The 26,153-nt window shown below is 59.8% G+C and carries 24 protein-coding genes; 6 read left to right on the top strand and 18 right to left on the bottom strand.

Annotation, left to right across the window (positions count from 1 at the left end; genetic code table 11):
• Positions 1–135: 135 nt before the first annotated feature.
• The 6 genes from AC1RJ3_RS05335 to AC1RJ3_RS05310 are packed head-to-tail and all read right to left on the bottom strand — an operon-like array spanning position 136 to position 7,409.
• Positions 136–1,533: a sigma-54-dependent transcriptional regulator gene (locus tag AC1RJ3_RS05335; protein WP_493077784.1), complete on the bottom strand. Its 1,398-nt coding sequence runs from the start codon at positions 1,531–1,533 to the stop codon at positions 136–138.
• Positions 1,523–3,301: a sensor histidine kinase gene (locus AC1RJ3_RS05330; protein ID WP_493077782.1), complete on the bottom strand. Its 1,779-nt coding sequence runs from the start codon at positions 3,299–3,301 to the stop codon at positions 1,523–1,525. The genes AC1RJ3_RS05335 and AC1RJ3_RS05330 overlap by 11 nt, the downstream gene beginning before the upstream one ends.
• Positions 3,301–4,425, bottom strand: coding sequence for a GNAT family N-acetyltransferase (locus tag AC1RJ3_RS05325; protein WP_493077780.1), 1,125 nt, complete (start codon positions 4,423–4,425; stop codon positions 3,301–3,303). The genes AC1RJ3_RS05330 and AC1RJ3_RS05325 overlap by 1 nt, the downstream gene beginning before the upstream one ends.
• A gap of 14 nt (positions 4,426–4,439) precedes the next feature.
• Positions 4,440–5,303 carry an alpha/beta hydrolase gene (locus AC1RJ3_RS05320; protein WP_493077778.1) on the bottom strand — a complete coding sequence of 288 codons (864 nt, stop codon included), beginning with the start codon at positions 5,301–5,303 and terminating at the stop codon, positions 4,440–4,442.
• Positions 5,300–6,694, bottom strand: coding sequence for an aspartate aminotransferase family protein (locus tag AC1RJ3_RS05315; RefSeq protein ID WP_493077776.1), 1,395 nt, complete (start codon positions 6,692–6,694; stop codon positions 5,300–5,302). The genes AC1RJ3_RS05320 and AC1RJ3_RS05315 overlap by 4 nt, the downstream gene beginning before the upstream one ends.
• On the bottom strand, positions 6,687–7,409 hold the full coding sequence (locus AC1RJ3_RS05310) for an MtnX-like HAD-IB family phosphatase (RefSeq protein ID WP_493077774.1): 723 nt from the start codon (positions 7,407–7,409) through the stop codon (positions 6,687–6,689). Before AC1RJ3_RS05310 ends, AC1RJ3_RS05315 begins: the two co-directional genes overlap by 8 nt.
• 228 nt (positions 7,410–7,637) lie before the next feature.
• On the opposite strand from AC1RJ3_RS05310, the gene AC1RJ3_RS05305 reads away from it, so the two are divergent.
• A complete protein-coding gene (locus AC1RJ3_RS05305) occupies positions 7,638–8,408 on the top strand; it encodes a MipA/OmpV family protein (RefSeq protein WP_493077772.1) in 771 nt (256 codons plus the stop codon).
• A 105-nt stretch (positions 8,409–8,513) separates the two neighbouring features.
• Positions 8,514–9,380 carry a fatty acid desaturase family protein gene (locus AC1RJ3_RS05300; RefSeq protein WP_103315547.1) on the top strand — a complete coding sequence of 289 codons (867 nt, stop codon included), beginning with the start codon at positions 8,514–8,516 and terminating at the stop codon, positions 9,378–9,380.
• Positions 9,381–9,576: 196 nt separating this feature from the next.
• On the opposite strand, the gene AC1RJ3_RS05295 is transcribed toward AC1RJ3_RS05300, so the two are convergent.
• From AC1RJ3_RS05295 to AC1RJ3_RS05250, 10 genes are all read right to left on the bottom strand, one after another.
• On the bottom strand, positions 9,577–9,981 hold the full coding sequence (locus AC1RJ3_RS05295; protein WP_371919121.1) for a DMT family transporter: 405 nt from the start codon (positions 9,979–9,981) through the stop codon (positions 9,577–9,579).
• A gap of 10 nt (positions 9,982–9,991) precedes the next feature.
• The gene (locus AC1RJ3_RS05290; protein ID WP_477766519.1) at positions 9,992–10,366 is read right to left on the bottom strand and encodes a DMT family transporter; all 375 of its coding nucleotides are present in this window, start codon (positions 10,364–10,366) and stop codon (positions 9,992–9,994) included.
• Entirely contained in the window at positions 10,363–11,283 is a 921-nt protein-coding gene (locus tag AC1RJ3_RS05285) for an arginase family protein (RefSeq protein WP_103315545.1), read from the bottom strand. Before AC1RJ3_RS05285 ends, AC1RJ3_RS05290 begins: the two co-directional genes overlap by 4 nt.
• A 280-nt stretch (positions 11,284–11,563) precedes the next feature.
• On the bottom strand, positions 11,564–11,893 hold the full coding sequence (locus tag AC1RJ3_RS05280) for a GlpM family protein (RefSeq protein WP_173859969.1): 330 nt from the start codon (positions 11,891–11,893) through the stop codon (positions 11,564–11,566).
• 27 nt (positions 11,894–11,920) lie between these two features.
• The gene (gene aauR / locus AC1RJ3_RS05275; RefSeq protein WP_493077769.1) at positions 11,921–13,249 is read right to left on the bottom strand and encodes a two-component response regulator AauR; all 1,329 of its coding nucleotides are present in this window, start codon (positions 13,247–13,249) and stop codon (positions 11,921–11,923) included.
• Complete coding sequence (aauS, locus tag AC1RJ3_RS05270; RefSeq protein WP_216741070.1) at positions 13,246–15,147, bottom strand: two-component sensor histidine kinase AauS; 1,902 nt, start codon at positions 15,145–15,147, stop codon at positions 13,246–13,248. The genes aauR and aauS overlap by 4 nt, the downstream gene beginning before the upstream one ends.
• 246 nt (positions 15,148–15,393) lie before the next feature.
• A complete protein-coding gene (locus AC1RJ3_RS05265; protein WP_054595876.1) occupies positions 15,394–16,128 on the bottom strand; it encodes an amino acid ABC transporter ATP-binding protein in 735 nt (244 codons plus the stop codon).
• The gene (locus AC1RJ3_RS05260) at positions 16,125–16,796 is read right to left on the bottom strand and encodes an amino acid ABC transporter permease (protein WP_054595877.1); all 672 of its coding nucleotides are present in this window, start codon (positions 16,794–16,796) and stop codon (positions 16,125–16,127) included. The genes AC1RJ3_RS05265 and AC1RJ3_RS05260 overlap by 4 nt, the downstream gene beginning before the upstream one ends.
• A complete protein-coding gene (locus AC1RJ3_RS05255) occupies positions 16,796–17,542 on the bottom strand; it encodes an amino acid ABC transporter permease (protein ID WP_054595878.1) in 747 nt (248 codons plus the stop codon). Before AC1RJ3_RS05255 ends, AC1RJ3_RS05260 begins: the two co-directional genes overlap by 1 nt.
• A 191-nt stretch (positions 17,543–17,733) precedes the next feature.
• Entirely contained in the window at positions 17,734–18,648 is a 915-nt protein-coding gene (locus tag AC1RJ3_RS05250; RefSeq protein WP_493077766.1) for a glutamate/aspartate ABC transporter substrate-binding protein, read from the bottom strand.
• A gap of 380 nt (positions 18,649–19,028) precedes the next feature.
• Here AC1RJ3_RS05250 and AC1RJ3_RS05245 point away from each other — a divergent pair, with 380 nt between their 5' ends.
• Both AC1RJ3_RS05245 and AC1RJ3_RS05240 read left to right on the top strand, forming a co-directional pair.
• Entirely contained in the window at positions 19,029–19,943 is a 915-nt protein-coding gene (locus AC1RJ3_RS05245) for an alpha/beta hydrolase (RefSeq protein WP_493077857.1), read from the top strand.
• Positions 19,940–20,266 (top strand): PA3694 family proteiin, encoded by a 327-nt coding sequence (locus AC1RJ3_RS05240; protein WP_054595880.1) that lies wholly within the window; start codon positions 19,940–19,942, stop codon positions 20,264–20,266. Before AC1RJ3_RS05245 ends, AC1RJ3_RS05240 begins: the two co-directional genes overlap by 4 nt.
• A 60-nt stretch (positions 20,267–20,326) precedes the next feature.
• Here AC1RJ3_RS05240 and AC1RJ3_RS05235 read toward each other — a convergent pair whose 3' ends face one another.
• Positions 20,327–21,793 carry a hypothetical protein gene (locus AC1RJ3_RS05235; RefSeq protein ID WP_493077763.1) on the bottom strand — a complete coding sequence of 489 codons (1,467 nt, stop codon included), beginning with the start codon at positions 21,791–21,793 and terminating at the stop codon, positions 20,327–20,329.
• 168 nt (positions 21,794–21,961) lie between these two features.
• Positions 21,962–22,306 carry a hypothetical protein gene (locus AC1RJ3_RS05230; protein ID WP_054595881.1) on the bottom strand — a complete coding sequence of 115 codons (345 nt, stop codon included), beginning with the start codon at positions 22,304–22,306 and terminating at the stop codon, positions 21,962–21,964.
• Positions 22,307–22,500: 194 nt separating this feature from the next.
• Here AC1RJ3_RS05230 and ppc point away from each other — a divergent pair, with 194 nt between their 5' ends.
• Together ppc and adk are read left to right on the top strand one after the other, a co-directional pair.
• The gene (ppc, locus tag AC1RJ3_RS05225) at positions 22,501–25,131 is read left to right on the top strand and encodes a phosphoenolpyruvate carboxylase (protein WP_054595882.1); all 2,631 of its coding nucleotides are present in this window, start codon (positions 22,501–22,503) and stop codon (positions 25,129–25,131) included.
• Between the two features lie 290 nt (positions 25,132–25,421).
• The gene (gene adk, locus AC1RJ3_RS05220; RefSeq protein WP_054595883.1) at positions 25,422–26,069 is read left to right on the top strand and encodes an adenylate kinase; all 648 of its coding nucleotides are present in this window, start codon (positions 25,422–25,424) and stop codon (positions 26,067–26,069) included.
• Positions 26,070–26,153: the final 84 nt, after the last annotated feature.

The raw sequence follows: 26,153 nt of genomic DNA, 5'->3' as shown, positions 1-26,153 counted from the left end.
TCCGCGTTCGGGCGCAGCAGTCGCAGACTGTTTCTATCTGAAAGTACGCGGTGACGGGTTTAGGGCCGCTTCGCCCGAACGCGGACCGGCCCAGCGGGAGCAAGCTCCCTCGCCACAGGGACCGCGTCGAGGGTTTCAGCGGACGATTTTGTCCACATGAATCCCGAGTTTTTTCAGCCGATACCAGAAGCTGCGCTCCGAGATGCCGATCAGTTGCGCAGCGGCCGCTTGCACGCCATTGCTTTGTTGCAGGGCGGCAAGAATGTAGGACTTCTCGACTTCCACCAGCGCGGCGTCGAGGTCCGGCGGCACGCCAGTGCCTACGTTGAGGGGCACGCGGGCGCCGTCGACGGTGGGGCTTGAGGCAAACAGGTACGCCGGCAGATCGTCTTCCTCGATCACTGCACCCGAGGCCACGATGGTGGCGCGTTCAACGCAGTTTTGCAGTTCGCGGATGTTCCCCGGCCACGAATAATTGGCCATGGCCTGCAAGGCTTCCGGGCTGAAACCGGTGATGCGCTTGCCGGCGGTGGCGCCCAGGGTGTGAGCGAAGTGTCGGGCCAGTGGCGCGATGTCTTCGACCCGTTCACGCAGGGCGGGCAGGGGGATCGGGAACACGTTGAGGCGATAATAAAGGTCTTCGCGAAACTCTTTGTTGGCCACCGCTTCGAGCAGGTTCTTGTTGGTGGCGGCGATCACGCGCACATCGACTTTGCGCTCGCGCTGGTCGCCCACCGGCTCGATCACTCGCTCCTGCAAGGCCCGGAGGATTTTTGCCTGCAAGGCCAGCGGCATGTCGCCAACCTCATCGAGAAACAGCGTGCCCTTGTCGGCCTGCATGAAGCGCCCGACCCGGTCCGCCACGGCGCCGGTGAAGGCGCCTTTGCGATGGCCGAACATTTCACTTTCCAGCAACCCTTCGGGGATCGCCGCACAGTTCACGGCGACAAAGGGTTTGTCGGCGCGGTTGCCGTGTTTGTGGATGGCCCGGGCGACCATTTCCTTGCCGGTGCCGCTTTCGCCGGTGAGCAGGATGGTCGCATTGCTTTCGCGTACCGAATCCACTGCTTGCAGCACTCGACGGAAGGTCGGGCTGTCGCCCACCAGGCTGTCGATCTGCTGGTGTTCTTCAAGCTCGGCGCGCATGCGCTGGTTGTCTTTGAGAATGTCGCGAAATTGCAGGGCCTTGTTGACGGTGATGTCCAGCTCATCGATGTCGAACGGCTTGGCAATGTAGTCGAAGGCGCCATTGCGCATCGACTGCACGGCATTTTTCACCGTGCTGTAGGCCGTCATGACGATCACCGGCAGTTGCGGATAGCGCACTTTGACTTCCGCCAGCAACTGCGGCCCGTCCATGCCGGGCATGCGCCAGTCGCTGATCACCAGGTCGATGTCTTCCTGTTCCAGCACCTTGAGCGCGTGCAGGCCATTGCTGGCGGTGAACACCTGGATGTCGTTCTGGCTCAGGGCCGAGGCCAACAAGTCGCAAAGCTTGGGCTCGTCATCGACCACCAGAATGTTATGCGTCATCACTGTCCTCGTCGTCGCTGTCGTCTTCACCGTTGGCCGGAATGTACAGGCTGAATGTGGAGCCGGCATCTTTTTCGCTGATGCATTCGACCCGTCCGTCATGGTTTTCCATGATCGAGAAGACTTTTGCCAGCCCCAGACCGGTACCCGAAGCCTTTGTGGTGACGAACGGTGTAAAAATCCGTTCGAGCATGTCCGGTTCGATGCCCTGGCCGGTGTCGGAAACACTGATGACGGTGTATTCCTTGTCGCTGGTTATGCCCAGGGTCAGGCGACCGCCGTCGGGCATTGCGTCTATGGCATTGATCACCAGGTTCAGGCAGGCCTGTTTGAGCTGTCGTGCGTCGGCATAGATGGTCGCGCCAGGGGCGTTGTCTTCGATTCGGGCGTCGATGTTGTGAGTCGCCAGTTCCGGGGCGCAGAACCCGACCAACTCATCAAGCAGCGGTCGCACCGGTTGGGTGGAGCGCATGGGCGCGTTGGGCTTGGCAAAGTCGAGGAACTCGGTGATCAGGTCGTTGATCCGGGTGACCTCGCTGACCACGTATTCCAGATGCCGCTTGTCGGTCTCGGGCAGGTCGGCGCGACGGTGCAGTAATTGGGTCGCGGTCTTGATGATGCCCAGCGGGTTGCGGATTTCATGGGCCAGCCCCATGGCCACTTCACCCAGGGCGTGCAAGCGATCGCGGCGGCGCAGTTGCGACTCCAGGTGCTGCAACTCGCCGAGACGTTCGGTCATGTGGTTGAAGGTGCTGCTCAGTTCGGCCAGTTCGTCGCTGCCATAAACCGGCACTCGCTGACGATAATCGCCGTCGATCACCGCCCGAACGCCTTTGGAGAGCGCACGCAGGGGCTGGGTCAGGCGTTGCGAGACCAGCCAGCCGACACCCAGCGACAGCGCCGAACTGAGGATGAAAATCAGGATGAACAGATTGCTCTGGTTCACCAGCCCGACCAGGCTGTTGTGGCGCAGCAGGCCACTGAAGATCACCCCCTGAAGTTCACCGCTGTCATTGAGGATTGGCCGATAGATACCGCTGTAGTTTTTGGTGAACTGTTCGATCGGTTTTTTCGTGGTGCGCAAGATTTGCTCGATGTCTTCGGGCACCTTCATGGGGTGATCTTCGAAGCGCTGGGTCGCGAAAATTTCCGAGAAGTCTTCGTCCTTGGCCAGGTACAACCGCAGGTCAAGGGAATGCACATCGGCGACGCTGGTGAGGAAGCTGCTGTCCAGATAGTTGGCGAGGACCAACTGATAGTCGACCCCAGCCTGGGTTGTCTGGAAGGTCGAGACCAGGATGCCGGTGGACGCGCCCGTGACTTGAATGGTTTGCAGGACGGCTTTGGGCGCGGTGTTGATTTGCTGGACGATGTCGTCGGTCACGGTACTGAACAGCACTTTGTGATCGCTGGTGCGCACCAGCGCCACGACGTCGATGCCCATGGCTTCGGCAATGTCGGCGCTGAGGCGGTCCTGCCGGGCCGAAATCCGGTCGTTGATCGGGCGGATGTGGCGTAGCAACAACTGGGCGACCCGCGTGTTTTCGCGGAGGATTTCCCGGACCTCGTCTTCGACGATCTTGGTCGATTCCTGCAACCAGATGCGCACGTTGCTATCGAAGATCTGTGACAGCGTGGTGGCCGCCAGTTCCGCGGCGATCATGGTCGGGATCACGCTGACCAGCCAGAATGCCAATACCAGCTTGCGTTGCAGGCTCCAGCGGGAGATGGCGAAGGGCAGGGCTTTACGGCGTCGGACTTTGATCATCAGGTTTCGCTTATCGCAGCAGCCATGGCAGGGTCGGATTTATCCGGTCGGACAAACAGTTTCACAAGCTTCAGTAATGTATTGAGCAACCCGTTGCGGTGGTAAAAAAACAGCGTATTGCCTTCAAATTTACAGCCGAGCCGCAGCTTACTGGCATAGCCGGCCTGGCCGCACACATACAGCGGGATTTTGTGCTGAATACAATAGTCGACATTGGCCAGCCAGCTTCTGAAGTACAGGTTGTACTCACGGGTCTGTTCCAGGTCGTGGGCAAAAAACTTGTCCACCAGTCGATGTTCGTCCAGCAACACCAGGTTGAACGCCACCAGTTGCTCGCCTACCCAATACAGCACGCACGCGGCACGTTGGTCGAGGTGTTCGAGGATACTGGTGAAATACGCTGCGGACAGTCGTTCGAACTCCAGATCACTGCGCGCCAGGGTGGCTTCATACAAACGCATCATCTGTGGCAATACATCGTCGACCGAGCGTCGCCATTCGATTCGCGGGCCTTGCGCCCGAAGTTTTCGGCGCAAGTCCTTGCGGGTGGATTTGCCCAGTGTGCCGAGGTAGGCATCGAGTGAGCCGAACGCGATCGGCAATACCGCACTCGGTAAACCAGGCATGGTTTGCAGCCCGGCCTCGCGGCAGACTTCAATCCACTGCTGATCGTGGCTGGGTGCATCCTTGACCGCCAACAGGCCGATACCCGCCTGGTTGGCATCGTTACGAGCCAACGTCAGTAACTGACGCAGCAGCGTCGGACGTCGGTCTTCGGTGATGTGGCTGGCGGTGCCTGCGTGGCATTGCTCGGTCACAGGCGATCCCATGGCGTACAAGCGAATATCCAGCACGCCCGGCAACCATTGACGCAAGCGTTGCGTGATGCGTTTGCCGATGCCCTGCACCGTGGTGTCGAGCGAGTACTGCGTGGTAAATGCCGCGGCTGCGGCAATCAATGTGCTGCCTTCATAGAGTGCAAGGTAGCGCCACTGGAAGTCGGCGACTCCCGCCTGTTCAACGGCCCGGTAATAATCCCAGTCCTCCAGTTCCCCAGGGAAGCAGTCATTCCAGGCGCAGCGTTCGATGGCCTGGATGGTTGAAAAGGCATGGGCGGTAATCACGTCTTGTCCTTAAGCTACGCCAGTTGTCGATACTCTTCAGGCTTGCCAGGCTTCATGGAAAGCTGATGGACAAAGTCCGCGCTCAGGTCCACGACGCGGCGGTATTCCAGGTCAACTGTGATCATGTGATAGCAGTTGTCCAGCATGATCTTGGTGACCGGGCCGCCGAGATGGCGTTCGACGTAGTCGGCGTTCCAGCGGCTGGTGATGTCGTCTTCGATGGAGTGCAGCACCAGGGCTGGTGTCTTGATCGACGGCATGCGTTTCTTGACCACGGCATTCATCCGGTGCAATTCGCGCACGGTGACGCCTTCCATGGTCAACAGACCGGCATTGCTGCTTTCGCCGTCCTTCATCTGGCGTTCGACGATCGCCCGCAGGCGCTCGTTCTTGATGCCATAAGGTGGCTTCTCTTCGAAGCTGCAGATGTGCACGCCGAACGGAATCTTCATCAGCAAAGGCGTCAGGAACGCCAGTTTGTGGATGCTCCAGCCGTCGTAGCGCAGGGTGGTCGAATACATCAGCAGGCCGGCGACCTGTCCCGGATGCTCGGACGCGACATACATGGACATGACCGCGCCCATGGACAGACCGCCGACGAACACCTGTTCGTGCTTCTGGCGTATGCCCACGAATGTCTTGCGGACACCTTCGTACCAATCCTGCCAGCCGGTGGCTTGCAGGTCGGCGTTGTCACCGCAGTGCCCGGCCAGGGTTGGCACGTACACCGTGCAACCCGATTTGGCCAAGCCGATGGCAACCCGACGCAACTCCGTCGGGGTGCCGGTCAGGCCGTGGATCAACAACACCGCGACCTCACCACTGCCGAGAACGAAACCGGTGCTACCTTCGCCGAGATCGATCTCTGTTTCGTTCATCGTTTCATGGCCCGGTTCAGCAATTGCTCGAGCAGTTTCAGGCCCAGGTCGATTTCCGCGTAGCTGATTTCCAGCGACGGGGCCAGGGTGATCACGTTCTTGTAGTAGCCGCCCACGTCGAGGATCAGACCCAGTTTCTGACCGTCAACCACCATATCGCCCTTCATGCCTTCCTCGACCACGTAGTCCAGGGTCGCCTTGTCCGGGGTGAAGCCGTCAGTGGTGCAGATTTCGCAGCGCAGGGCCAGGCCCAGGCCGTCGACGTCGCCGATGATCGGGAAGCGTTTCTGCAGCTCTTGCAGGCCTTCGAGGAAGTACTTGCCCTTGGCCATGACCATCGAGCCGTAGTCGACTTCGTGGGTCATCTTGAACATTTCCAGACCGACCGCAGTCCCCAGCGGGTTGGACGCGAAGGTGGAGTGAGTCGAACCTGGCGGGAACACCTTAGGGTTGATCAGCTCTTCGCGAGCCCAGATACCGCCCAGTGGGTTGAGGCCGTTGGTCAGCGCCTTACCGAAGACGATCACGTCCGGCTTGACGTCGAAGTGTTCGATCGACCACAGCTTGCCGGTACGCCAGAAACCCATCTGGATTTCGTCGACGACCATAAGAATGCCGTGCTGATCCAGCACTTGCTTGAGTTCGCTGTAGAAGTTCATTGGCGGAATCACGTAGCCGCCGGTGCCCTGGATCGGCTCGACGTAAAAGGCTGCGTATTCGCTCTGGCCGACTTTAGGGTCCCACACGCCGTTGTATTCGGTTTCGAACAGACGGGCGAACTGCTGCACGCAATGGCTGCCGTATTCTTCCTTGGTCATGCCTTTCGGGCCACGGAAGTGGTACGGGAACGGGATGAAGTTGGCACGCTCACCGAAGTGACCGTAGCGGCGACGGTAGCGGTAGCTCGAAGTGATCGACGAGGCGCCGAGGGTACGACCGTGGTAGCCGCCTTCGAAGGCGAACATCAGGCTCTTGCCGTTGGTGGCGTTACGCACGACTTTCAACGAGTCTTCGATGGACTGCGAACCGCCGACGTTGAAGTGCACGCGACCGTCGAGGCCGAACTTGTTCTTGGCGTCGACCGCGATCATTTCCGACAGCTCGATCTTGCCTTTGTGCAGGTACTGGCTGGCGATTTGCGGCAGGGTGTCGATCTGTTGTTTCAGGGCGTTGTTCAGGCGCGGGTTGGCATAGCCGAAGTTGACCGCCGAGTACCACATTTGCAGGTCCAGGTAAGCCTGGTCGCTGGTGTCCCACACGTACGAGCCTTCGCAACGGCTGAAAATACGCGGTGGTTCGATGTAGTGAACGGTGTCGCCGTAGGAGCAGTACTTGGCTTCTTTTTCCAGAAGAATCTGGTCTTCTGCGGTAGCAATTCGGATATCAGACATGGTGGAAGAGTTCCTGATTGTGTAGCGAGAGTTCAGAAGAGGTTTCAAGTGCGAAGTCAGTGGCGTTGGCTGCGCTGCCGGCCGGCAGTTTGGCCAGCAAGGCCGGAAGTTCGGCGAAGCTGTCGAAGCGGGCGTAAGCGATGCCATTGCGTTCGCAATGTTCGGCCAGGCGGTCCTTGGCAAATACGAAGTCGGCGGTGGAGGCCACGCACATGTCGGACTGACCGTCACCGATCACCAGCACGCGTTTGCTGCTGGGCGTGGATTTGCATTTGCAGTTGCCGGAGGCTGCGCGGCAGGCGTCGCTCGAATACGGGAAGTCGATGCGCCAGCTGTTGTTGTCGACCTGGCGCAGGCGGTTGGCGAGGATCGGCAGGAGGCTGACGTAGTTGCGCGACAGAATCCGCGCGATACCTTGTTCGATACCGTCACTGACGACTTCGATGGAAGCGCCCAGGCCGACCACATGGTCGACAAAGTCCGGGAAGTCGGCATCGATTTCGACGCTGTCGAAGAAATCGAGCAGTTCATTGGGCGTTGCCTTGACCAGTGAAAGCTGGCGGCTGAGGCATTCACGCGAGCCGATAGCACCGCTCAGCCACTCTTCCTCGATCGCTTCCCAGCTCGGGTCGGCGAAACGTTGGAGAATGCTGTCGATTACGTCGGTCCGGGTGATGGTCCCGTCGAAATCACACACGATATGCCAATCAATCATCTGCATTACCTATTGGGGCAGGGGCGCGCTGATGCGCTTGCAACGGGGTAGAGCAGGGACTGTGCCAAGTTGTTTCAAGCCCTGTGGGCTAGGGCTCTGAGATATGCTGGGCAGGAAATATGTCCGGCTAGCTACAATTTTTGTAGGTTGCTACAAACAACATGAGTGCTTGCGCAGCAAAGTCGACCTGGGAGTTGATGCGCGCCTGTACTGATAAGGAATCGCTTTATGTTCAGGATTACCTCTGCTGTATTCACTGCCTTGCTGGGCCTTGGCGGCTTTTGCGCCACCGCGCAGGCTGCCGGGATAACCGGTGAGGTGGGTCTCGGCATGAGCAATCAGCCCTATGACCCGACGGGTAGCCGTTATGAAACCGTGCCGGTGCCTTACTTCGATCTGGACTGGGGCGATGTCAGCCTCAGCACCGACGACGGTTTGACCTGGAGCGCCTTGAAAGCCAATGGTTTCAGTGCCGGGCCGTTTATCAACTACATTCCAGGCCGTAACTCCAATGGCACGCTGCGAGGCCTGCACAATGTGTCGGCCATGGGCGAGGCCGGCGGCTTCGTTCAGTACAGCCCGGCTGATTTCTGGCGCATTTTTGCTTTCGTCGGCCATACCGTGGGCGCTAATCGCGGCCAGGGTGGTGTGCTCGGTCGGGTGGGCGGGGAAGTGGGTTATCCACTGGGGCTGGGGATCATTGGCAGTAGCGAATTGAGCGCCAGTTTTGCCGATCGCCAGCAGACCCAGACGTTCTTTGGTGTTTCCGCTAAAGACGCCCGGGATTCGGAGTTCCGTCCGTACAAGGCCAGTGGCGGCATGCAGAATGTGGCGTTGACCCAGAACTTCGAGTTCCCGCTGGCCGCAAAGTGGTCGCTGGTGACCAGTGCCACCTGGAAGCACCTGACCAATTCCGCGGCGGACAGCACTATCGTCAAACAAGAAGGCCGCGTGAACCAGGGTGAAGTTCAGGCGGCGATCAGCTACAAATTCAATTGACCTGGACTCAGACCCCCGTAGCAGCAGGCTACGCCAGCTGCTACAGGTAAATCTGGTCTGCTGTTTGCAATAGCCATGGAGAACTCAATTTCTCAGGAGTGCTTCATGGCTCGTCCCGCGTATCGTTTCCTTGCCTATTCGCTGTGGGATCTGGTCCCGATTGCGCTGGGCGTGGCTCATCTGGCGTTTGTCCTGTGGTTGGTGCTGGCCTTCCATGACCTGTCATGGTGGGCCCTTGTGCCGCTGGCGCTGGTCTATGCCGTTAGCCTGTCGTGGAGCATCAACAGTATTTCCCACAACCAGATCCACAACCCGTACTTCACCCTTGGCTGGATGAATCGGGCATTCGATCTGTTGTTGTCGGTCACCATCGGTTTCTCGCAGACCCTCTATCGCGACATCCACAATCGCCATCACCGTGGTAATTCAGACCTGCCGGATGCACACGGAAAAACCGTCGATCCGCTGTCGATCTATTTGCGCGGCAAGGATGGGCAACCTGAAAACCCTTGGTCGTACACTTTTCTCAGCTTTTTCCGCGATGATCCCAAGCCGTTCTACGAAGAAATGCAGCGCAAGCGGCCCCGCGATGCGCGCTGGGTCAAGGTCGAGATTTATGTGACGGTGGCGGCGTATGTGGCGCTGGCGTTCTATGACTGGCATGCCGTGTTGCTGTTGCTGCCGTTCTGGTATCTGGGCCAGGCGCTGTCGTCGCTCAATGGGTATTACGAGCATTTGGGCGGTAATCCGGACTTGCCGATCGCCTGGGGCGTGAGCAGCTACAGCGTGCTCTACAACCTGATCTGGATGAACAACGGTTATCACGCCGAGCACCATTACCGGCCGAAAATGCACTGGACCCAGGTCAAGGCATTCCACCGCGAAATTGCCGAGCAGCAACGTGCGGCAGGGGTGAAGGTAATCCCGGTGTCACACGGACTGGGCTTTCTGACTGCCCACCGTAAAGGCTGACCTGTAGATCCTTTTGTGGTGAAGGGGCTTACTGTGGCGAGGGGGCTTTTGTGGCGAGGGGGCTTGCCCCCGTTCGAGTGCGAAGCGCTCGCAATCCAGCTGTAGAAGTCTGCCTGATCTCCACGGTTGCAGCGTTTAGGGCCGCTTCGCGGCCCAGCGGGGGCAAGCCCCCTCACCACGGGGAAAAGCGTTGCTCTTAGGTTTCTTCGCCTTCCGCCAGCAACGCTATCCCACCCATGATCACCGCCACGCCCAGCCAGTGCAGCAGGCTGATCTGCTCGCCGAGACCAAGCCACGAGCCGAGCAACACGCCGACAAACACCAGCGAACTCAGCGGAAACGCCAACGACAGGCTGCTGCGCCGCAGGATCAACATCCAGACGAAAAACGCCCCGATGTAGCAGGCGATGGCCGTCAGCACCCCAGGGTTACCGGCCACAGCCGCCAGCCATTGAAGGTTGAAGTCCATCTGCCCCAGTTGATCGCCACCGACTTTGGTGGCGATCTGACCGCCACTTTCAAAACCGATCAGCAGCATCCAGAGCACCACGGTGCCCAGACGTCCGTGCAGCCAACCCATAGTGCTGTTCCTTTCCATCATCGATTGAGCTTCAGGCATGGGCGACACACACGAGCATCACGCCCGCCGTAATCACCACGGTGCCCAGCCAGCGCCGGCGGCTGACGGTTTCACCCAACACGACTTTACCGGCCAGTACCACACCGCAATAAGCCAGCGCCGCGGATGGAAACAACAGGCTCAGCGGCGCGCGGGACAGGGCTTCGAGCCAGACAAAGAACTCGATGGCGTAGGCGCCGATCCCGCACCAGAGCAACGGCGCGTTGAACACCTGGCCCCAGAACGCGTTCAATCGAAAGCCACCTTCGAGCTCCGGTAAACGGTCAAGGCCGAGCTTGAAACAGAGCTGGCCGATGACGTCCAGAACAATCGAAAACGCCACCAGTAACACCACGGTCAAGGTCACGGGAATAACTCCTCGAACAGGCTGATCAGCGCCTGGTTGGTTGCCGCATTTCGCAGCAGATCGTCTTCGCTCCAGCGCTCGGGGGACGGCTGGTCGGATTTGGCTTCCCAACGCTTGAGCGCGTTGCTGAAGGCTGGTTGGGCGAACTCGCCGCAGACATCGATGCCGAGGATTCGCTTGCTCGCGGCCAACATGCGCAGGGCTTGCAGCAAGTGCGTCAGCCGCATGCCACCCTGATCCCAGTTGGTCGCGGCGTCTTCACTGGCCAGCACATCCTTGTCGATGGTAATCCACACCGCTTCGGTCGGCAGGCTCTCGATCAGTTGCTGGAGAAACACCGGCCAATCGAGGTCGGCCAGGTTGCGCCAGTGCAGCAGGTTTTCCCGCTGTTGATGCCCGGCACCATCGCCGATGAAACCCCAGACCTGGGACGGCGGGTGCTGCCAGGGGAACAGCTGCAAGTCGCCACGCTTCAGCGCGCCGAGGTTGCCGCCACGCAGTTGCGGGTTATGCAGGTCATCGCTGCACGGCCCGAGGGTGACGATGCGTTTGATGTTCGGCAGCTTCAGTGCCCGGTTGACCCATGAACCGCAATGCCGACGCGGTGCGAAACGCACCCAGTCGGGATGGTTGTCGAAATGAATCAGGCTGACCGGCTCGGTAATCTCGGCGAGAAAAGCCGGGGTCAGGTGGTGGTAGTCACCGGAACCTATAAAGAAGATTTCTGGCTGCGGCCCCGTATGGCGGGGCCGTTCGCGCAGGCGTTCGGAAAAGCGACGATAGTTTTTCTCGCTGGACCACAAACGCAGTTTGGGGCCCAGATCGAGCAGGTCCAGACGCTTGGCGCGACCGCTTTCCAGCAGTCGGGCAATCGGCGCCTGGGCTGTGAGGCTGTGGTCGAGATCCAATATATTCAAAACGTGTTTTACCCATGGCAGCGCCCCTGCAAGACCAGCGTGAACAATCGCCAACGCAGGCCAGGTGGGCTTTAACGGGTAAATGCAAGGGGCGGGCCAGTGTTGGAAGGAACGCTGAGCTCCATGGTGGCGAGGGGGCTTGCCCCCGCTGGGCAGCGAAGCGGCCCCCATACGGCTGGAAGCGTATGTCTGACGAAATGTGGTTGCAGACTTTACGACTGCTGCGCCCGAGCGTGGACCGGCCGGCGGGAGCAAGCTCCCTCGCCACAGGGGGTTGTGGTCAGGCGTGAACGCGGACCCAAACAGAAACCAGCACCGTCGCCGCCATCAGCCACGCAAGCGCAGCCACCGCCAGCGAGGCCTCCAGGCGAAGGCGATCGACCATCACGTACAAGGTTGCCAGATAAACGAAGTACGGAATGATCGACCACATGCCAAACACGATGGTGGTCTTCAGATCGTCCAGCGAGCGGCCCTTGCCGACGATGTAATGGGCAATCAGGGCAAAGGTCGGAAACAGCGGCACCAGGCCTGCGATGTAATAGTTTCTGGTTTTGGCGAGGAAGGCGAGGATCACCACCACCGCGGCGCCCAGTGCAGCTTTTAACAGTAGATCCACGAAAACTCTCGCAGTGGGTTAGTGGCTCAAGCCGTATTTTTTAACTTTGTCGAACAGCGTGGTCTTGGCCATTCCCAGTTCCTGGCTGGCCTGGGTCAGGTTGCCGCCGCTGCGCTGCAAGGCATCGTTGAGCAGGTTGCGTTCGAAGGCTTCCACCGCTTCGGAGAACGCCAGGCCTTGGGCGGCGCCACCGCTGCCGGACTTCTTGAAGGCCGGCAAACCCAGGGCAAAACGCTCGGCGACGTTACGCAGTTCACGCACGTTGCCGGGCCAGTCGTGGCTCATCAGGTTCGACAGGGTCTGGTTGTCCAGCTCAGGCAGCGCACGGTCAAAGCGCAGGGACGATTGCTGCAAGAAGTGTTCGAACAATTGCAGGATGTCTTCGCGACGCTCACGCAACGGTGGCAGTTCCAGCGTCACTACGTTCAAGCGGTAATACAGGTCGCTGCGAAACTGGCCGGCGCGGCTCAAGTCGTCCAGGTCGGATTTGGTCGCCGCGATCACCCGGCAGTCGACCGCGACACTCTGGTTCGAGCCGAGCCGCTCCAGCGTGCGCTCCTGCAATACCCGCAGCAGTTTGATTTGCAGCGGCAATGGCATGCTTTCTACTTCGTCGAGGAACAACGTGCCGCCGTTGGCATGTTCGATCTTGCCGATCCGGCGTTTTCCGGCACCGGTGAACGCATTCGCTTCATGACCGAAAATCTCACTTTCGAACAGGTTCTCCGGCAGGCCACCGCAGTTCAGCGCGACGAATTGCTGCGACTGACGGCGGCTGAAGTCGTGCAGGCAACGCGCGACCAGCTCTTTGCCGGTGCCGGTCTCGCCTTCGATCAGCACGTTGGCCGACGTATCGGCGACGTTGGCGATCAACTCGCGCAGGTGCTGCATGGCGGGCGAGCGCCCGATGATCCGCCCCTCCAGGGAATCACGCTCGGCCAGTTGCCGGCGCAGTGAGGTCACTTCGCGGGCGAGGCTGCGTTGCTCCAGCGCGCGGCGTGCGACGTCGACCAGGCGTTCGGGGGAGAACGGTTTCTCCATGAAGTCGTAGGCGCCTTTTTGCATCGCGCCAACCGCCATCGAGATGTCGCCATGACCAGTGATCAGCACCACCGGCAGGCTACGGTCACGGGCCTTGAGGCGGTTCAGCAGTTCCAGTCCATCGATGCCCGGCAGGCGAATGTCGCTGATGACGATCCCGGCGAAGTTGTCGCCGACCCGCGCCAGGGCCTCTTCAGCGCTGCCAACGCCTTCGCAGGGGATATCTTCCAGAGCCAGCGCCTGCTGGCAACCGAGCAGGACATGGGGATCGTCTTCGACGATCAGCACACTAAGGTCGTTGTTCATATCGGCTCGGCAGGAACGGGGCTTACCAACGGTAAGCTGAGGACGAAAGCGGTACCACCGCTGGCCGGGTGCTCGACGCCGAGGTGACCGCCGGTGGCGGCCGCCAGGCTCGCCGACAGGGTCAGGCCAAGGCCCAGGCCCTGCTCGCCGGGTTTGGTGGTAAAGAAAGGTTCGAACAAATGCTTGCGGGCTTCGGCGTTGATACCGTGGCCGTTATCGCGGACGCGCAGGCGATATTTGCCGTCGACAACCTCGCCTTCCAGCCATAGTTCGGGCAATGGCTGCGCTTGCATGGCGTCCAGGGCGTTGCCGATCAGGTTGACCAGAATCTGTTCCAGGCGGGTCTGGTCGATCTGTACTTGCACGTCGCTGAACTCGCGGTGCAACAGCAAACGAGCGCTTTCAAGGCGTGCGCCGAGCAACTGCAAGGCGGCATCTACCGCTTTACCGAGGCTGGCCTGGCCCTGATCGTCGCCGCGCCGGGCAAAGGAGCGCAGGCTGGCGGTAATCCGGCCCATGCGGTCGATCAGATCGTTGATGGTTTTCAGGTTGGCACTGGCGATGTCCAGCTGACCGCGCTCGAGAAAGCGCACGGTATTGCCGGACAAGGTACGCAACGCGGCCAGCGGCTGGTTCAATTCGTGGGCAATGCTGGTGGACATCTGGCCGATGGCCGCGAGTTTACCGGCTTGTACCAGTTCGTCCTGAGCCCGGCGCAAGGTTTCTTCGGCCTGGCGCCGTTCGCGGATCTGGCTTTTCAGGCGCTCGTTGCTGGCCCGCAGGTCGGTAGTGCGTTCGGTAATCCTGCGTTCGAGCTGATTGTTGGCTTCTTGCAGTGCTTCGCGGGCGGCGAGGCGGGTGGCGATGACTTTGCGCCGTTCGTTCCAGGCTATCAGCAAGAACGCCACCAGCGCGAAGGCCACCGCGACCAGGATGCCCTGGTTGATCGCTTCCCGACGCAAATCCCCGAGCGGTGTGAGCAGGGTGAAATTCCACGGTGTATCGCTCAAGACGCGGGTCTGCGACAGGTAACTGATTTCCTGTTCATCCGAGACCAGCTCGGCGTTGGCCGGGAAGGTGATTTTCTCCACGCCTTCGGACAGCCGTTCGCGGGCCAGCGGTTCCAGTTCGTTGAGCGGGTACCAGTAATATTGCAGGCTGCGGGCCAGGCGTTCCTTGGTGTCGTCGCTGAGCGGGCGAACCGATTTGAGCCGCCGCGCCGGGTCGCTGGACAGAATGATGATGCCATTCTCGTCGCTGACGAAGGCTTCCAGGCGTGCACGCTGCCAGCGTTCTTCCATGGCTTCGAGGCGGACTTTGACCACTGCGACGCCGATGATCTTGCCTTGCTCTTCCAGGCCATGGGCCAGGTAGTAGCCGGGCTCGCCGTTGGTGCTGCCGATGCCGTAGAAACGACCGGGCTGACCGCGTACGGCATTCTGGAAATACGCACGGAAGGACAGGTCTTCGCCTAGGTAGCTGTCGACATCGCGCCAGTTACTGGTGGCCAGTACCCGACCGGTGGTATCCATCACGTAGATTGCCCGACTGCGGCTACGCCGGTTCAGGCCTTCGAGGTAATTGTTGACCGCTTGCCGGTGCTCGGGCGTAGGGTCGCCCAACAGCTCTGAAACACTCGATTCGAGTTCCAGCAGGCTGGGCAGGTAGGTGTATTTGCTGATCTCGCTTTCGACCGCGCGGGCGTGCAGTTCCAGCTGACGTTGACCGTTCTCGCTCAGGCTGCGAATTCCGTAGTGCTCGCTGACCCAGAAGCCGAGGTAACCCAATCCGACCATCAGCAAGATGATCAGCGGTGGCAGGAACAGTTGGCGAATCAGACGAGGTTTCACGGCAAGTGATGGCGGCGCTGCGCGATAGAGAGTGGGGTCGCATTTCATCACAGATGCCTTGGGTCAACCAGTGTGGCGGCGGGCCTGCGCTCGTTTCAGTCGAGCGCAGGACCTGTGGCGAGGGAGCTTGCTCCCGCTGGGTCGCGAAGCGGCCCTAAAACCTGCCAATGCATTTAATCTGACACACCGCACTGACTGGTTTACGACTGCTGTGCCCGAGCGCGGACCGGCCGGCGGGAGCAAGCTCCCTCGCCACAAAGGCAGGCCCGCTCCAACAGGGAGCGGTTGCCGGTTTTAGTGCTGCAGAATCTTGTCGAGGAAGTGCTGCGCGCGGTCCGAGCGGGCGTTGATGTCGCCGAAGAACTCTTCCTTCTTGCAGTCTTCGATGATTTTGCCCTGATCCATGAAGATCACCCGGTCCGCCACTTTACGGGCGAAGCCCATTTCGTGGGTGACGCACATCATGGTCATGCCTTCGTTGGCCAGTTGCACCATCACGTCGAGCACTTCATTGACCATTTCCGGGTCGAGCGCCGAGGTCGGTTCGTCGAACAGCATGACGATCGGGTCCATCGCCAGTGCACGGGCAATCGCCACACGCTGTTGCTGACCACCGGAGAGCTGGCCCGGGTGCTTGTGGGCGTGAGCCGAAAGGCCGACGCGCTCAAGCAGTTGCAGGCCCTTTTTGGTGGCTTCTTCCTTGCTGCGGCCCAACACCTTGATCTGCGCGATGGTCAGGTTTTCGGTGATGGTCAGGTGCGGGAACAGTTCGAAATGCTGGAACACCATGCCAACGCGCGAGCGCAGTTTCGGCAGGTCGGTCTTCGGGTCGGCGATGGAGGTGCCATCGACCACCACGTCGCCTTTCTGGAACGGTTCCAGGGCGTTGACGCATTTGATCAGGGTGGATTTGCCGGAGCCAGACGGTCCGCACACCACAATCACTTCGCCTTTTTTGACCTCGGTGCTGCAATCAGTCAGTACCTGGAAGTCGCCATACCACTTGTTGACATTCTTGATAGAAATCATACGGCAAACCTTTTTTGCAGACGCTTGACCAGCCGTGAGGCGGCAAAGCTGATTGTGAAGTACACGAGACCTGCGATGATCAGGAACTCATTGGCGCGGCCGATGATGTCGCCACTGGCCCGCGTAGCATTGAGGAAGTCCACCAGGCCGACCGTGTAGACCAGCGAGGTATCCTGAAACAGGATGATGCTTTGTTGCAGCAACAGCGGGGTCATCTTGCGAAACGCTTGCGGCAGGATGATCAGGCGCATCATCTGGCCGTAGCCCATGCCCAAGGCCTTGGCTGCGCCCATCTGTCCCTTGGGAATCGACTGCACGCCGGCCCGGACGATTTCGCAGAAGTACGCCGCTTCGAACATCATGAAGGCCACGATGCACGAGGTGAACGCACCGATCGGCGTGTCTTCGCCGGTGATCCAGCGCAGCACGAACGGTACCGCCAGGTAGAACCAGGTGATCACCAGCAGCAGCGGGATCGAGCGGAAGTAGTTCACGTAAGCGCCGGCAATGTTCGACAGCAGCTTGCTGTGGGACAGGCGCATCAGCGCCAGGAGAGTGCCGAGGATGATCCCGCCGACGACGCCGAGTACCGTCAGTTGCAGGGTCATGACCATGCCGTTCCACATGCCGGGGACGGCCTGTACGACGCCACTGAAATCGAGATCCATTATTTACCCCCCACGGAAATCAGGCCGGGCACCGCAACTTTCTTCTCGACCATACGCATCAGCAGCATCAGGCTCATGTTCAGGGTGAAGTAGATCAGGGTCGCCAGGGTGAAGGCTTCGAACAGGTTGGCGGAGAACTCCGCGGTCTGTTTGGTCTGTGCAAGCAGCTCCATCAGGCCGATCAAGGAGGCGACGGAGGAGTTCTTGAAGACGTTGAGAAATTCCGAGGTCAGCGGCGGAATGACGATCCGGTAGGCTTGCGGCAGCAGCACATTCCAGTAGATTTGCGGCAGCTTGAAGCCCATGGCGCGGGCGGCCGATTCCTGGCCACGCGGCAGCGCCTGGATACCGGTGCGCACTTGCTCGCACACTCGGGCGGCGGTGAACAGGCCCAGGCACACGACGACGCTCAGGTAGGCCGAGGTGGTCGGATTCAGGTCCTGCTTGTACCAGTCCTGCAGGTTTTGCGGCAACAGGTCGGGCACCAGGAAGTACCAGATGAACAGCTGAACCAGCAGCGGTACGTTACGAAAGAGTTCCACATAGCAGGTGGCGATGCCCGATACCAGGCGATTCGGCACGGTACGCATGACGCCGAGCACCGAGCCCAGCATCAAGGCGATGATCCAGGCCACGATGGCGATGGCGATGGTCCAGCCCAATCCCGTGATGAACCAGTCGAGATAGGTCTCGCTGCCCACGCCGGTGGACTTGAAGAACACGCCCCAATCCCAGTTGTAATTCATTAGGGTCTCCCCTCAGATCGATCGATGTACAAGTGCCTGCCTGGGGAAACTCCGTTCCCTCTGATCTCGACGATCAGGCACACGCGATCGGCTCGACAACCACCGGTTCGAGTGTTTCCAGAAAGTGCCAGCAGGTAGTGACAGCCTCCTGAAAGGGCGCAGGCCCTGTCAGGAGGTGGGTTAGTCAGAAATCAGGATTTCTTTTCTTCAGCCGCTTTGTCGGTCGGGTTGGAGATCAGGGCCTTGAGCTCGTCGCTCATCGGGAACATCAGGTTCAGATTTTTTGGCGGGATTGGCTGAGTGAACCACTTTCCGTAGATAGTGTTGATCTCGCCGGACTTGTAGGTCGCGACGATGGCGTCGTCTACAGCCTTCTTGAACGGCGCGTCGCCCTTGCGGACCATGCAGCCGTAGATTTCATAGGACTGAGCAGTGCCGGTCACGGCCCAGTCAGTCGGATTCTTGGCCTTGGCCATTTCACCGGCCAGCAAGGCGTCGTCCATCATGAAGGCGACAGCACGGCCCGATTCCAGCATCTGGAAGGATTCGCCGTGGTCTTTGGCGGAGATGACGTTCATGCCCATCTGCTTGTCGGCGTTCATCGACTTCAGAATGCGCTCGGACGTGGTGCCGGCGGTGGTCACGACGTTCTTGCCCTTGAGGTCGGCGAAGTCTTTGTAGGTCGAGTCTTTTTTCGACAGCAGCTTGGTGCCGATTTCGAAGATGCCAACGGAGAAGTCAACTTGTTGCTGACGCTCGGTGTTGTTGGTGGTGGAACCGCACTCGACGTCTACAGTGCCGTTTTGAACCAGTGGAATACGGGTTTGCGAGGTGACCAGGTTGTACTTGACCTTCAGGTTTGGCATGTCCAGGTCTTTCTTGATGGCTTCGACGATTTTCAGCTGAATATCGTGGGAGTAGCCGACCGGTACACCGGAAGCATCTGCAATGTAGGAAAACGGAATAGAAGCGTCGCGATGCCCCAGGGTAATGGTGCCGGACTCTTTGATCTTTTTCAGGGTGCCGGTGAGTTCGGCGGCGAAAACTGGCGTGCTGATCAGAGCGGCCGTAATGGCTGCGCCCAGGATATGGGGAACGATGCGCATCAAATTTTCCTCTACATTGTTTTTATATGGAGCCAGTTTATCGGCTCTTTTGTACTGCTGAATGCCTTGACGGCTCCTGAAGTGTTGGCACATCAGGCATTCGTCCCAAGTTGTAGAGCATGAGTCGTGCCAGTTCAAAATTTATCAATCAACTTATTGATTTTAAAGGATATTAAATATTTATAGGATTGGATTCAGGACGTGATAGTCCGGTTAACCGAATCGACTGACGGGTCGCGTTCGGAAAACCGAATGCAAAAAATCGCAGCCCGCGGCAGCGCCTACGCTGGAATGCGATCCCCTGTGAGTTGCCGCAGACCGCGATGCTGATGATCTGAATGGCAGCGGAGTTCTTCACCTTCATTGCGGGGTTTCAACGGATGAAAGTCCTCGGCATCCTTTGCCTTCTCCTGACCCTCGGCGGTTGCAGCTCCTTGCTGTTCTACCCCGATCCCGGTCTGCCGTTTACCCCGCAAAGAGCCGGGCTTGAATACCGTGACATCACCTTGACCACCGCTGACGGCGTGAAACTCAACGGTTGGTGGCTGCCGGCCAAAAAAGGCGTAGCGGTCAAGGGCACGGTACTGCACTTGCACGGCAATGGCGGAAATCTCGCCGGGCATCTTGGGGCCAGCTGGTGGCTACCGAAGCAGGGGTACCAGGTGCTGCTGGTGGACTATCGCGGCTATGGACTGTCGCAGGGTAAACCCGGCCTTCCGGCGATCTATCAGGACATCGACGCTGCATTCAAATGGCTGGACCAGGCGCCAGAAGTTCAGGGCAAACCGTTGATCGTCCTGGGTCAGAGCCTTGGCGGTGCGCTGGTCGTGCATTATCTGGCTGAACACCCCGAGCGTCAGCCCCGGCTCAAGGCGCTGGTCCTCGACAGCGTGCCGGCCAGTTACCGGGATGTCGGGCGGTTTGCACTGAGTTCGTCGTGGATGACCTGGCCGTTTCAGGTGCCGTTGTCCTGGCTGGTGCCGGACGCCGACAGCGCGATCTACGCCATGCCGCAGCTCAATCGCGTGCCAAAACTGATCTTCCACAGCATCGACGATCCGCTCGTGCCTCTTTCCAATGGCATCCGACTGTATCAAGCTGCGCCCGCGCCCAAGGTCCTGCAATTGACCCGAGGCGGGCACGTGCAGACCTTCAGCGTCCCGATCTGGCGCACTGTCATGCTGCGTTACCTCGATGACCCGCAGCACTTCAACGGTCTGCGCCGCTTGGGCGAAACGCCCAATTACCCGGCACCCCCGAATTCAGAAGTTGAACCTCCAGAGAGTCCGCAATGAGTGAAGAACGTAACGCCATCCCGCTGATCATCACCGGTATCTGCAGCATCCTCGGCACCGTCGGGGCCTTGTGGTTCTACGGTTACCTGCACTTCGCCAAACCGGAAGACGCGCTGCTGCTCAGCGACTTCACCATGCTCAAGACCATACCGGGTGAAGACTACAAAGTCTCCCTGGAGCCGGCCGCGCAAGTCGCCCAGTGCGTCGATGGCGTACTGGTGCTGTTCGACACCGAACAGAAAGGCCTGACGGGTGTGCTGGTCAACAACAAGAAAAAAGCCGTGCGTTGCATGGGGCAAGAGACTCCGCAGCTGGAGCAGTAACGGTTTAGATCGGATAGAAGAAAAAAAGCCCCGCTTCTTTGGTTGGAAGCGGGGCTTTTTCTATTGTTTGGCAGCTGATGTGTCGGGTTTTACGGTGACCTTGATCGATGTTCGATCAATGATGCCGCCGTAGTTCTGATTCAAGTTAACTTGGTAGGTTGGACCTGGTTTCATCCCATGATCCCATTCCGATATTCTCCAGTTGCCTGCCCCGTCAACGTTGGGGGGCGCGAGAGTCCAACTGAACAGTGTCGAGAGGTTAATGACCCTTACGCTGAATGACGCGTCGGGTAGTCCGCCCCCGGTGAATTGCACAACTCGGTTGACCACATCTCCATCTTTGGGCGTCGTGAAGGTCGGCTTCTTCAGGGAGGAGCACGCCGGCTGTGTTTCCCCCTTGAGGCCAACAGAAATGGCAGCATTCGACTCCACCAAGGGATCAACTGCGCACACATGTACGGTAATACCTGCTGCTTCATCCTTTAGCGTTCTACCCGCTTTCAAGGTGGCATCTTCTGTTGAGACCGTTTCGGGTGCGCTATCGACTTGTATGTCCTGAACGTATTCAGCCATCTTGGTGTAGCGCACCCCGACACCCTTGGCATAGCCCGTTGGAAACTGACTGTCGAACGGTGGAAAGAGGGTCTGACGAACTTCCAGCGCTATTTGCTTAGGCTGGTTTGGGGCTGTTGTCGGGAGATCAATCAAATAGCTGTTTCCGAGGGCGAGGCGGTAGATGCCCGACGCCTTGATGTGGGTTACCCGGGACTCATCCAACCAGCCCGCATACCAGCGCAAGTGCGTGGGATACAGAACCGACCCGCCGCCTGACACGGGATTACCGTAATCGGGGTAGAAGATGATTTTGCAGTGGTCGGGTGCCGTGATGACATTGCTGCTCAGAGGGCAGCCGGAATAGGTCGGCCCGCTGATAAACCCCAGGTTATTGCCGAACAGGCGAATCCAGAGATGCGAGCTCTCTGGCTGGTTGTAGATCGCCAGCACTCGGCCAGGTGCGTCAGCACTCCCGGTACCAATACCGCAGGAGGCTGCGATGAACAGATAGTCAAAGTCGTCGGGGTTCAGGCCTTGAGCCCTGGCGGCGGCTTCGGCTGGGCCTTTGACTGCGTCGCGAGTGTTACAGATGGCCGGTTTTGGCCCGAGGTCAGCGGTGATCATCGTGCCTTCCAGCGTCAGCTTCCTGCCTGAAACATATGAGATATACCGGCGTAAGGAGCTTTCGCTTTCTGGAGAAAGACTTTGTTTCCAGAGCTCTTCCTTGTCCATCGCAGGCATGCCGGCCCACCGACCGACCACCAGCAACACCTTTTTTGTACCCACGACCGGTCGTTGGTTGACCCCCGGAACGGGCAGGGGCTCACCGGTAAGAATGGCCTCAGGGTCGAGATGGTTGTACCCGGACTCGCCGCTTGTCGACACGCCGACGTTCGAGTCATGGGTGGACTGTGCACACCCTCCCTGGATCAGCGCCGCACACAGCAGCAAAAAAACTGTCAGCAGTCGCATGGTGTCGCTCCTTGATGCCCGTGATCCTGGCCAGGAGCTCACTTTTACTCGCGACGCTGGAGGCTGCCTACTGTCAGAAATAACAGGTGGCGACGAGTGGCAAGAGCGTGTGTATACACAAGAGCCCCGCCTGATCACCTCAGACGGGGTTCTTGCATTGCGGGCACATCAATGTTTTTGCTTGCCGTTCTGAGCCGATAAATCGTGCAGATGGCGCCGCGACAATTCGAGAAAGCGCGGTGTCGGGCCAACGTCTTCGTAGAGCGGGTCGCCTTCCTCATCGGTTGCGACCACGTGCTGACCCTTGATGTAAGGGAAACTCGCTTCGAGCTCTTCCAGGGCGGCGCCAATCAGTTCGCCCAGCAGTTCTTCGGGGTGGCGTTTGGGGTACATCTCGGTAAGCGCGGCCAACCGCGCCGCGGCTTCGACGTCCAGGTGAATGGTGTAGCCGGTCTTGGTCAAACGGCCTTTGGCGGTTTCTTCCCAATGCTGGGCTAGCTCACGGATTTTCATAATGACCTCAATAGGCACCTGCTGGTGGCAGGGGAGATGAGTGTCCGGCCGTGGCCGGTGGCAAGCCTTTGTGCGGCTTATTCTTCAGACTAGCCCCAACCTTCAGGATTTACCGTCGATTTGTCGTCTGACTTGTAAGAACCCGCTGTGGACGGCACTCTTGGAGTCGACCGCCATTCGCTGGAGAACTGCTGATGACTGATATCGATGCACGCTTGCGCGAGGATGTTCACCTGCTGGGTGAGTTGTTGGGCAACACCATTCGCGAGCAGTACGGGGATGGCTTTCTCGACAAGATCGAGCTGATCCGCAAGGGTGCCAAGGCTGACCGACGTGGCTCGACGGACGCCGAACTGCGCGCCAGCCTCAACCAGTTGACTGAAGATGAACTACTGCCAGTGGCGCGAGCGTTCAACCAGTTCCTGAACCTTGCGAACATCGCCGAGCAATATCAGTTGATTCACCGCCGCGAAGAGTCCCAACCGGCACCGTTCGAGGCGCGGGTGTTGCCCGAACTGCTCGCCCGCCTGCGGGCTGAAGGGCATGGCAGCGACGCGCTGGCGCGGCAATTGGGACGGTTGGAAATCGAGCTGGTGCTGACGGCGCACCCGACTGAAGTCGCCCGTCGGACCTTGATCCAGAAATACGACGCCATCGCCGCGCAACTGGCGGCACAGGATCACCGTGACCTGACCCGCGCCGAGCGCGAGCAGATCAAGTCGACCTTGCAGCGCCTGATCGCCGAAGCCTGGCACACCGAAGAAATTCGCCGCACCCGGCCGACCCCGGTCGATGAAGCCAAGTGGGGCTTTGCGGTGATCGAGCATTCGCTGTGGCAGGCGATTCCCAACTACCTGCGCAAGGCCGACCAGGCGCTGCATGCGGCCACCGGTCTGCGCTTGCCGCTGGAGGCGGCGCCGATTCGCTTCGCCTCGTGGATGGGCGGCGACCGTGATGGCAACCCGAACGTCACGGCGGCGGTGACCCGTGAAGTGCTGCTGTTGGCGCGCTGGATGGCGGCCGACCTTTACCTGCGCGATGTCGATCAACTGGCCGCCGAGTTGTCGATGCAGCAGGCCAGCACCGCGTTGCGGGCCAAGGCTGGGGACAGCGCCGAACCTTACCGTGCAGTGCTTAAACAACTGCGTGAACGCCTGCGCGCGACCCGTAACTGGGCGCAGGCATCCTTGACCGCAAGCACCCCGGCGCCGGCCGACGTGCTGCAAAACAACCGCGAGCTGCTGGATCCGCTGGAGCTGTGCTATCAGTCGCTGCATGAATGCGGCATGGGCGTAATCGCCGATGGTCCGTTGCTCGATTGCCTGCGTCGGGCGGTGACGTTCGGCCTGTTCCTGGTGCGACTGGACGTGCGCCAGGACTCGTCGAGGCATGCGTCGGCGATGACCGAAATCACCGACTACCTCGGGCTCGGTCGCTATGAAGACTGGGACGAGGACGCGCGCATCAGCTTCCTGATGGGCGAGCTGAACAATCGTCGGCCACTCCTGCCGGCCTATTTCAAACCTTCGGCCGACACCGCCGAAGTCCTGGCGACGTGTCGCGAAATCGCCGCGGCGCCGGCGGCGTCGCTCGGCTCGTACGTGATCTCCATGGCGGGTGCTGCTTCGGACGTGCTCGCCGTGCAGCTGCTGCTTAAAGAGTCTGGCGTGCTGCGGCCGATGCGCGTCGTGCCGCTGTTCGAAACCCTCGCCGACCTCGACAACGCTGGCCCGGTGATCGAGAAACTGTTGCTGCTGCCGGGTTACCGCTCGCGGTTGCAGGGCCCACAGGAAGTGATGATCGGTTATTCCGACTCGGCCAAGGACGCCGGCACCACGGCGGCGGCCTGGGCTCAGTACCGGGCGCAGGAACGCTTGGTGGATATCTGCCGCGAGCAACAAGTTGAACTGCTGTTGTTCCATGGTCGCGGCGGCACCGTGGGCCGTGGCGGTGGCCCGGCGCACGCGGCGATTCTGTCGCAGCCGCCGGGGTCGGTGGCCGGGCGTTTCCGTACCACCGAGCAAGGGGAAATGATTCGGTTCAAGTTCGGCTTGCCGGACATCGCCGAGCAAAACCTCAACCTGTATCTGGCGGCGGTGCTCGAAGCAACGCTGTTGCCGCCGCCACCGCCGGAACCCGCATGGCGCGGCCTGATGGACGAATTGGCGGCCGATGGCGTCAGCGCTTATCGCGCCGTGGTGCGGGAGAATCCGCAGTTCGTCGAGTATTTCCGTCAATCCACGCCCGAGCAGGAGCTGGGGCGCCTGCCGCTCGGCAGCCGTCCGGCCAAGCGTCGTGCTGGCGGGATCGAAAGCCTGCGGGCGATCCCGTGGATCTTCGGCTGGACCCAGACCCGCCTGATGCTGCCGGCCTGGCTTGGCTGGGAAGCGGCGTTGAGCAACGCCTTGGCGCGCGGTGAGGGCGAGTTGCTGGCGCAGATGCGTGAGCAGTGGCCGTTCTTTCGCACGCGCATCGACATGCTGGAGATGGTGCTGGCCAAGGCTGACGCGGACATTGCCCAGTCCTACGACGAGCGATTGGTTGCGCCGGAATTGTTACCTTTGGGTGTGCATTTACGCGACCTATTGTCGCAGGCATGTGCCGTGGTCCTTGGCCTGACCGGTCAGTCGCAGCTGCTGGCCCATAGCCCTGACACCCTGGAGTTCATCCGTTTGCGCAACACCTACCTCGATCCGCTACATCTATTGCAGGCTGAACTGTTGGCGCGCTCGCGACAGCCGGATGTGGTGCAGGGCAGCCCGGTGGAGCAGGCGTTGCTGGTGTCTGTAGCGGGGATTGCCGCCGGTTTACGCAATACCGGCTAAGGTCTTTTGCGGGGTGTCGCAGGTAATTTTACTGCGACAAACGACCGGTCCGCGGGGGCCGGTCGCGCTTGTCAGGCGACACTTTGTTATGGGGTTGCGACTTGGATCGCCTCCTCTCCAGGGCATAACAGGCACGGGTTGCTCCGACTTTCGGCGGCTTGTGTGGTCAGGGCCTGCTGTGTATCTTGATCAGCCTTTGGCCGTTTGGGCGGCCCACGACCCTATTTTTGAGATTGGCCCCACGCGGCAAATCCGATCGTTATCTAAATAAGAAATTGAGGAGCACATCGATGCGCGTCATTCTGCTGGGAGCTCCCGGGGCCGGTAAAGGTACTCAGGCTAAGTTCATCACTGAAAAATTCGCTATTCCACAGATCTCCACCGGCGACATGCTGCGTGCTGCCGTCAAGGCCGGCACCGAACTGGGCATTAAAGCCAAGAGCATCATGGACGCAGGCGGCCTGGTCTCCGACGACCTGATCATCGCATTGGTCAAGGATCGTATCGCTCAGCCCGATTGCGCCAATGGCTTTCTGTTCGACGGTTTCCCGCGCACCATTCCTCAGGCTGAAGCCCTGGTCGATGCCGGTGTAGAACTGGATCACGTGGTTGAAATCGCCGTTGATGACGAAGAAATCGTCCAGCGTATCGCCGGTCGTCGTGTACACGAAGCCAGCGGTCGCGTTTACCACACCGTCTACAACCCGCCGAAAGTCGCGGGCCAGGACGACGTCACCGGCGAAGCGCTGGTGCAGCGTAAAGACGACACTGAAGAAACCGTGCGTCATCGTCTGTCGGTCTACCATTCCCAGACCAAGCCACTGGTGGATTTCTACCAGCAACTGTCGGCTGCCCAAGGCAAGCCGAAGTACAGCCACATCGCAGGCGTCGGTTCGGTCGAAGCGATCACCGGCAAGGTGCTTGAAGCGCTGAGCTGAGAAAGCTGATTTGCTTTACCTACAACGGCCCGCTTGCGGGCCGTTGTTGTTTATACTGGCGGACTTTTTCCAACTCTCTTTACG

This window comes from Pseudomonas sp. GW822-FHT04C11 (assembly GCF_058800905.1).
Note: the sequence above shows the minus strand (reverse complement) of the source record. Positions and strands in the feature narration are given on the sequence as shown.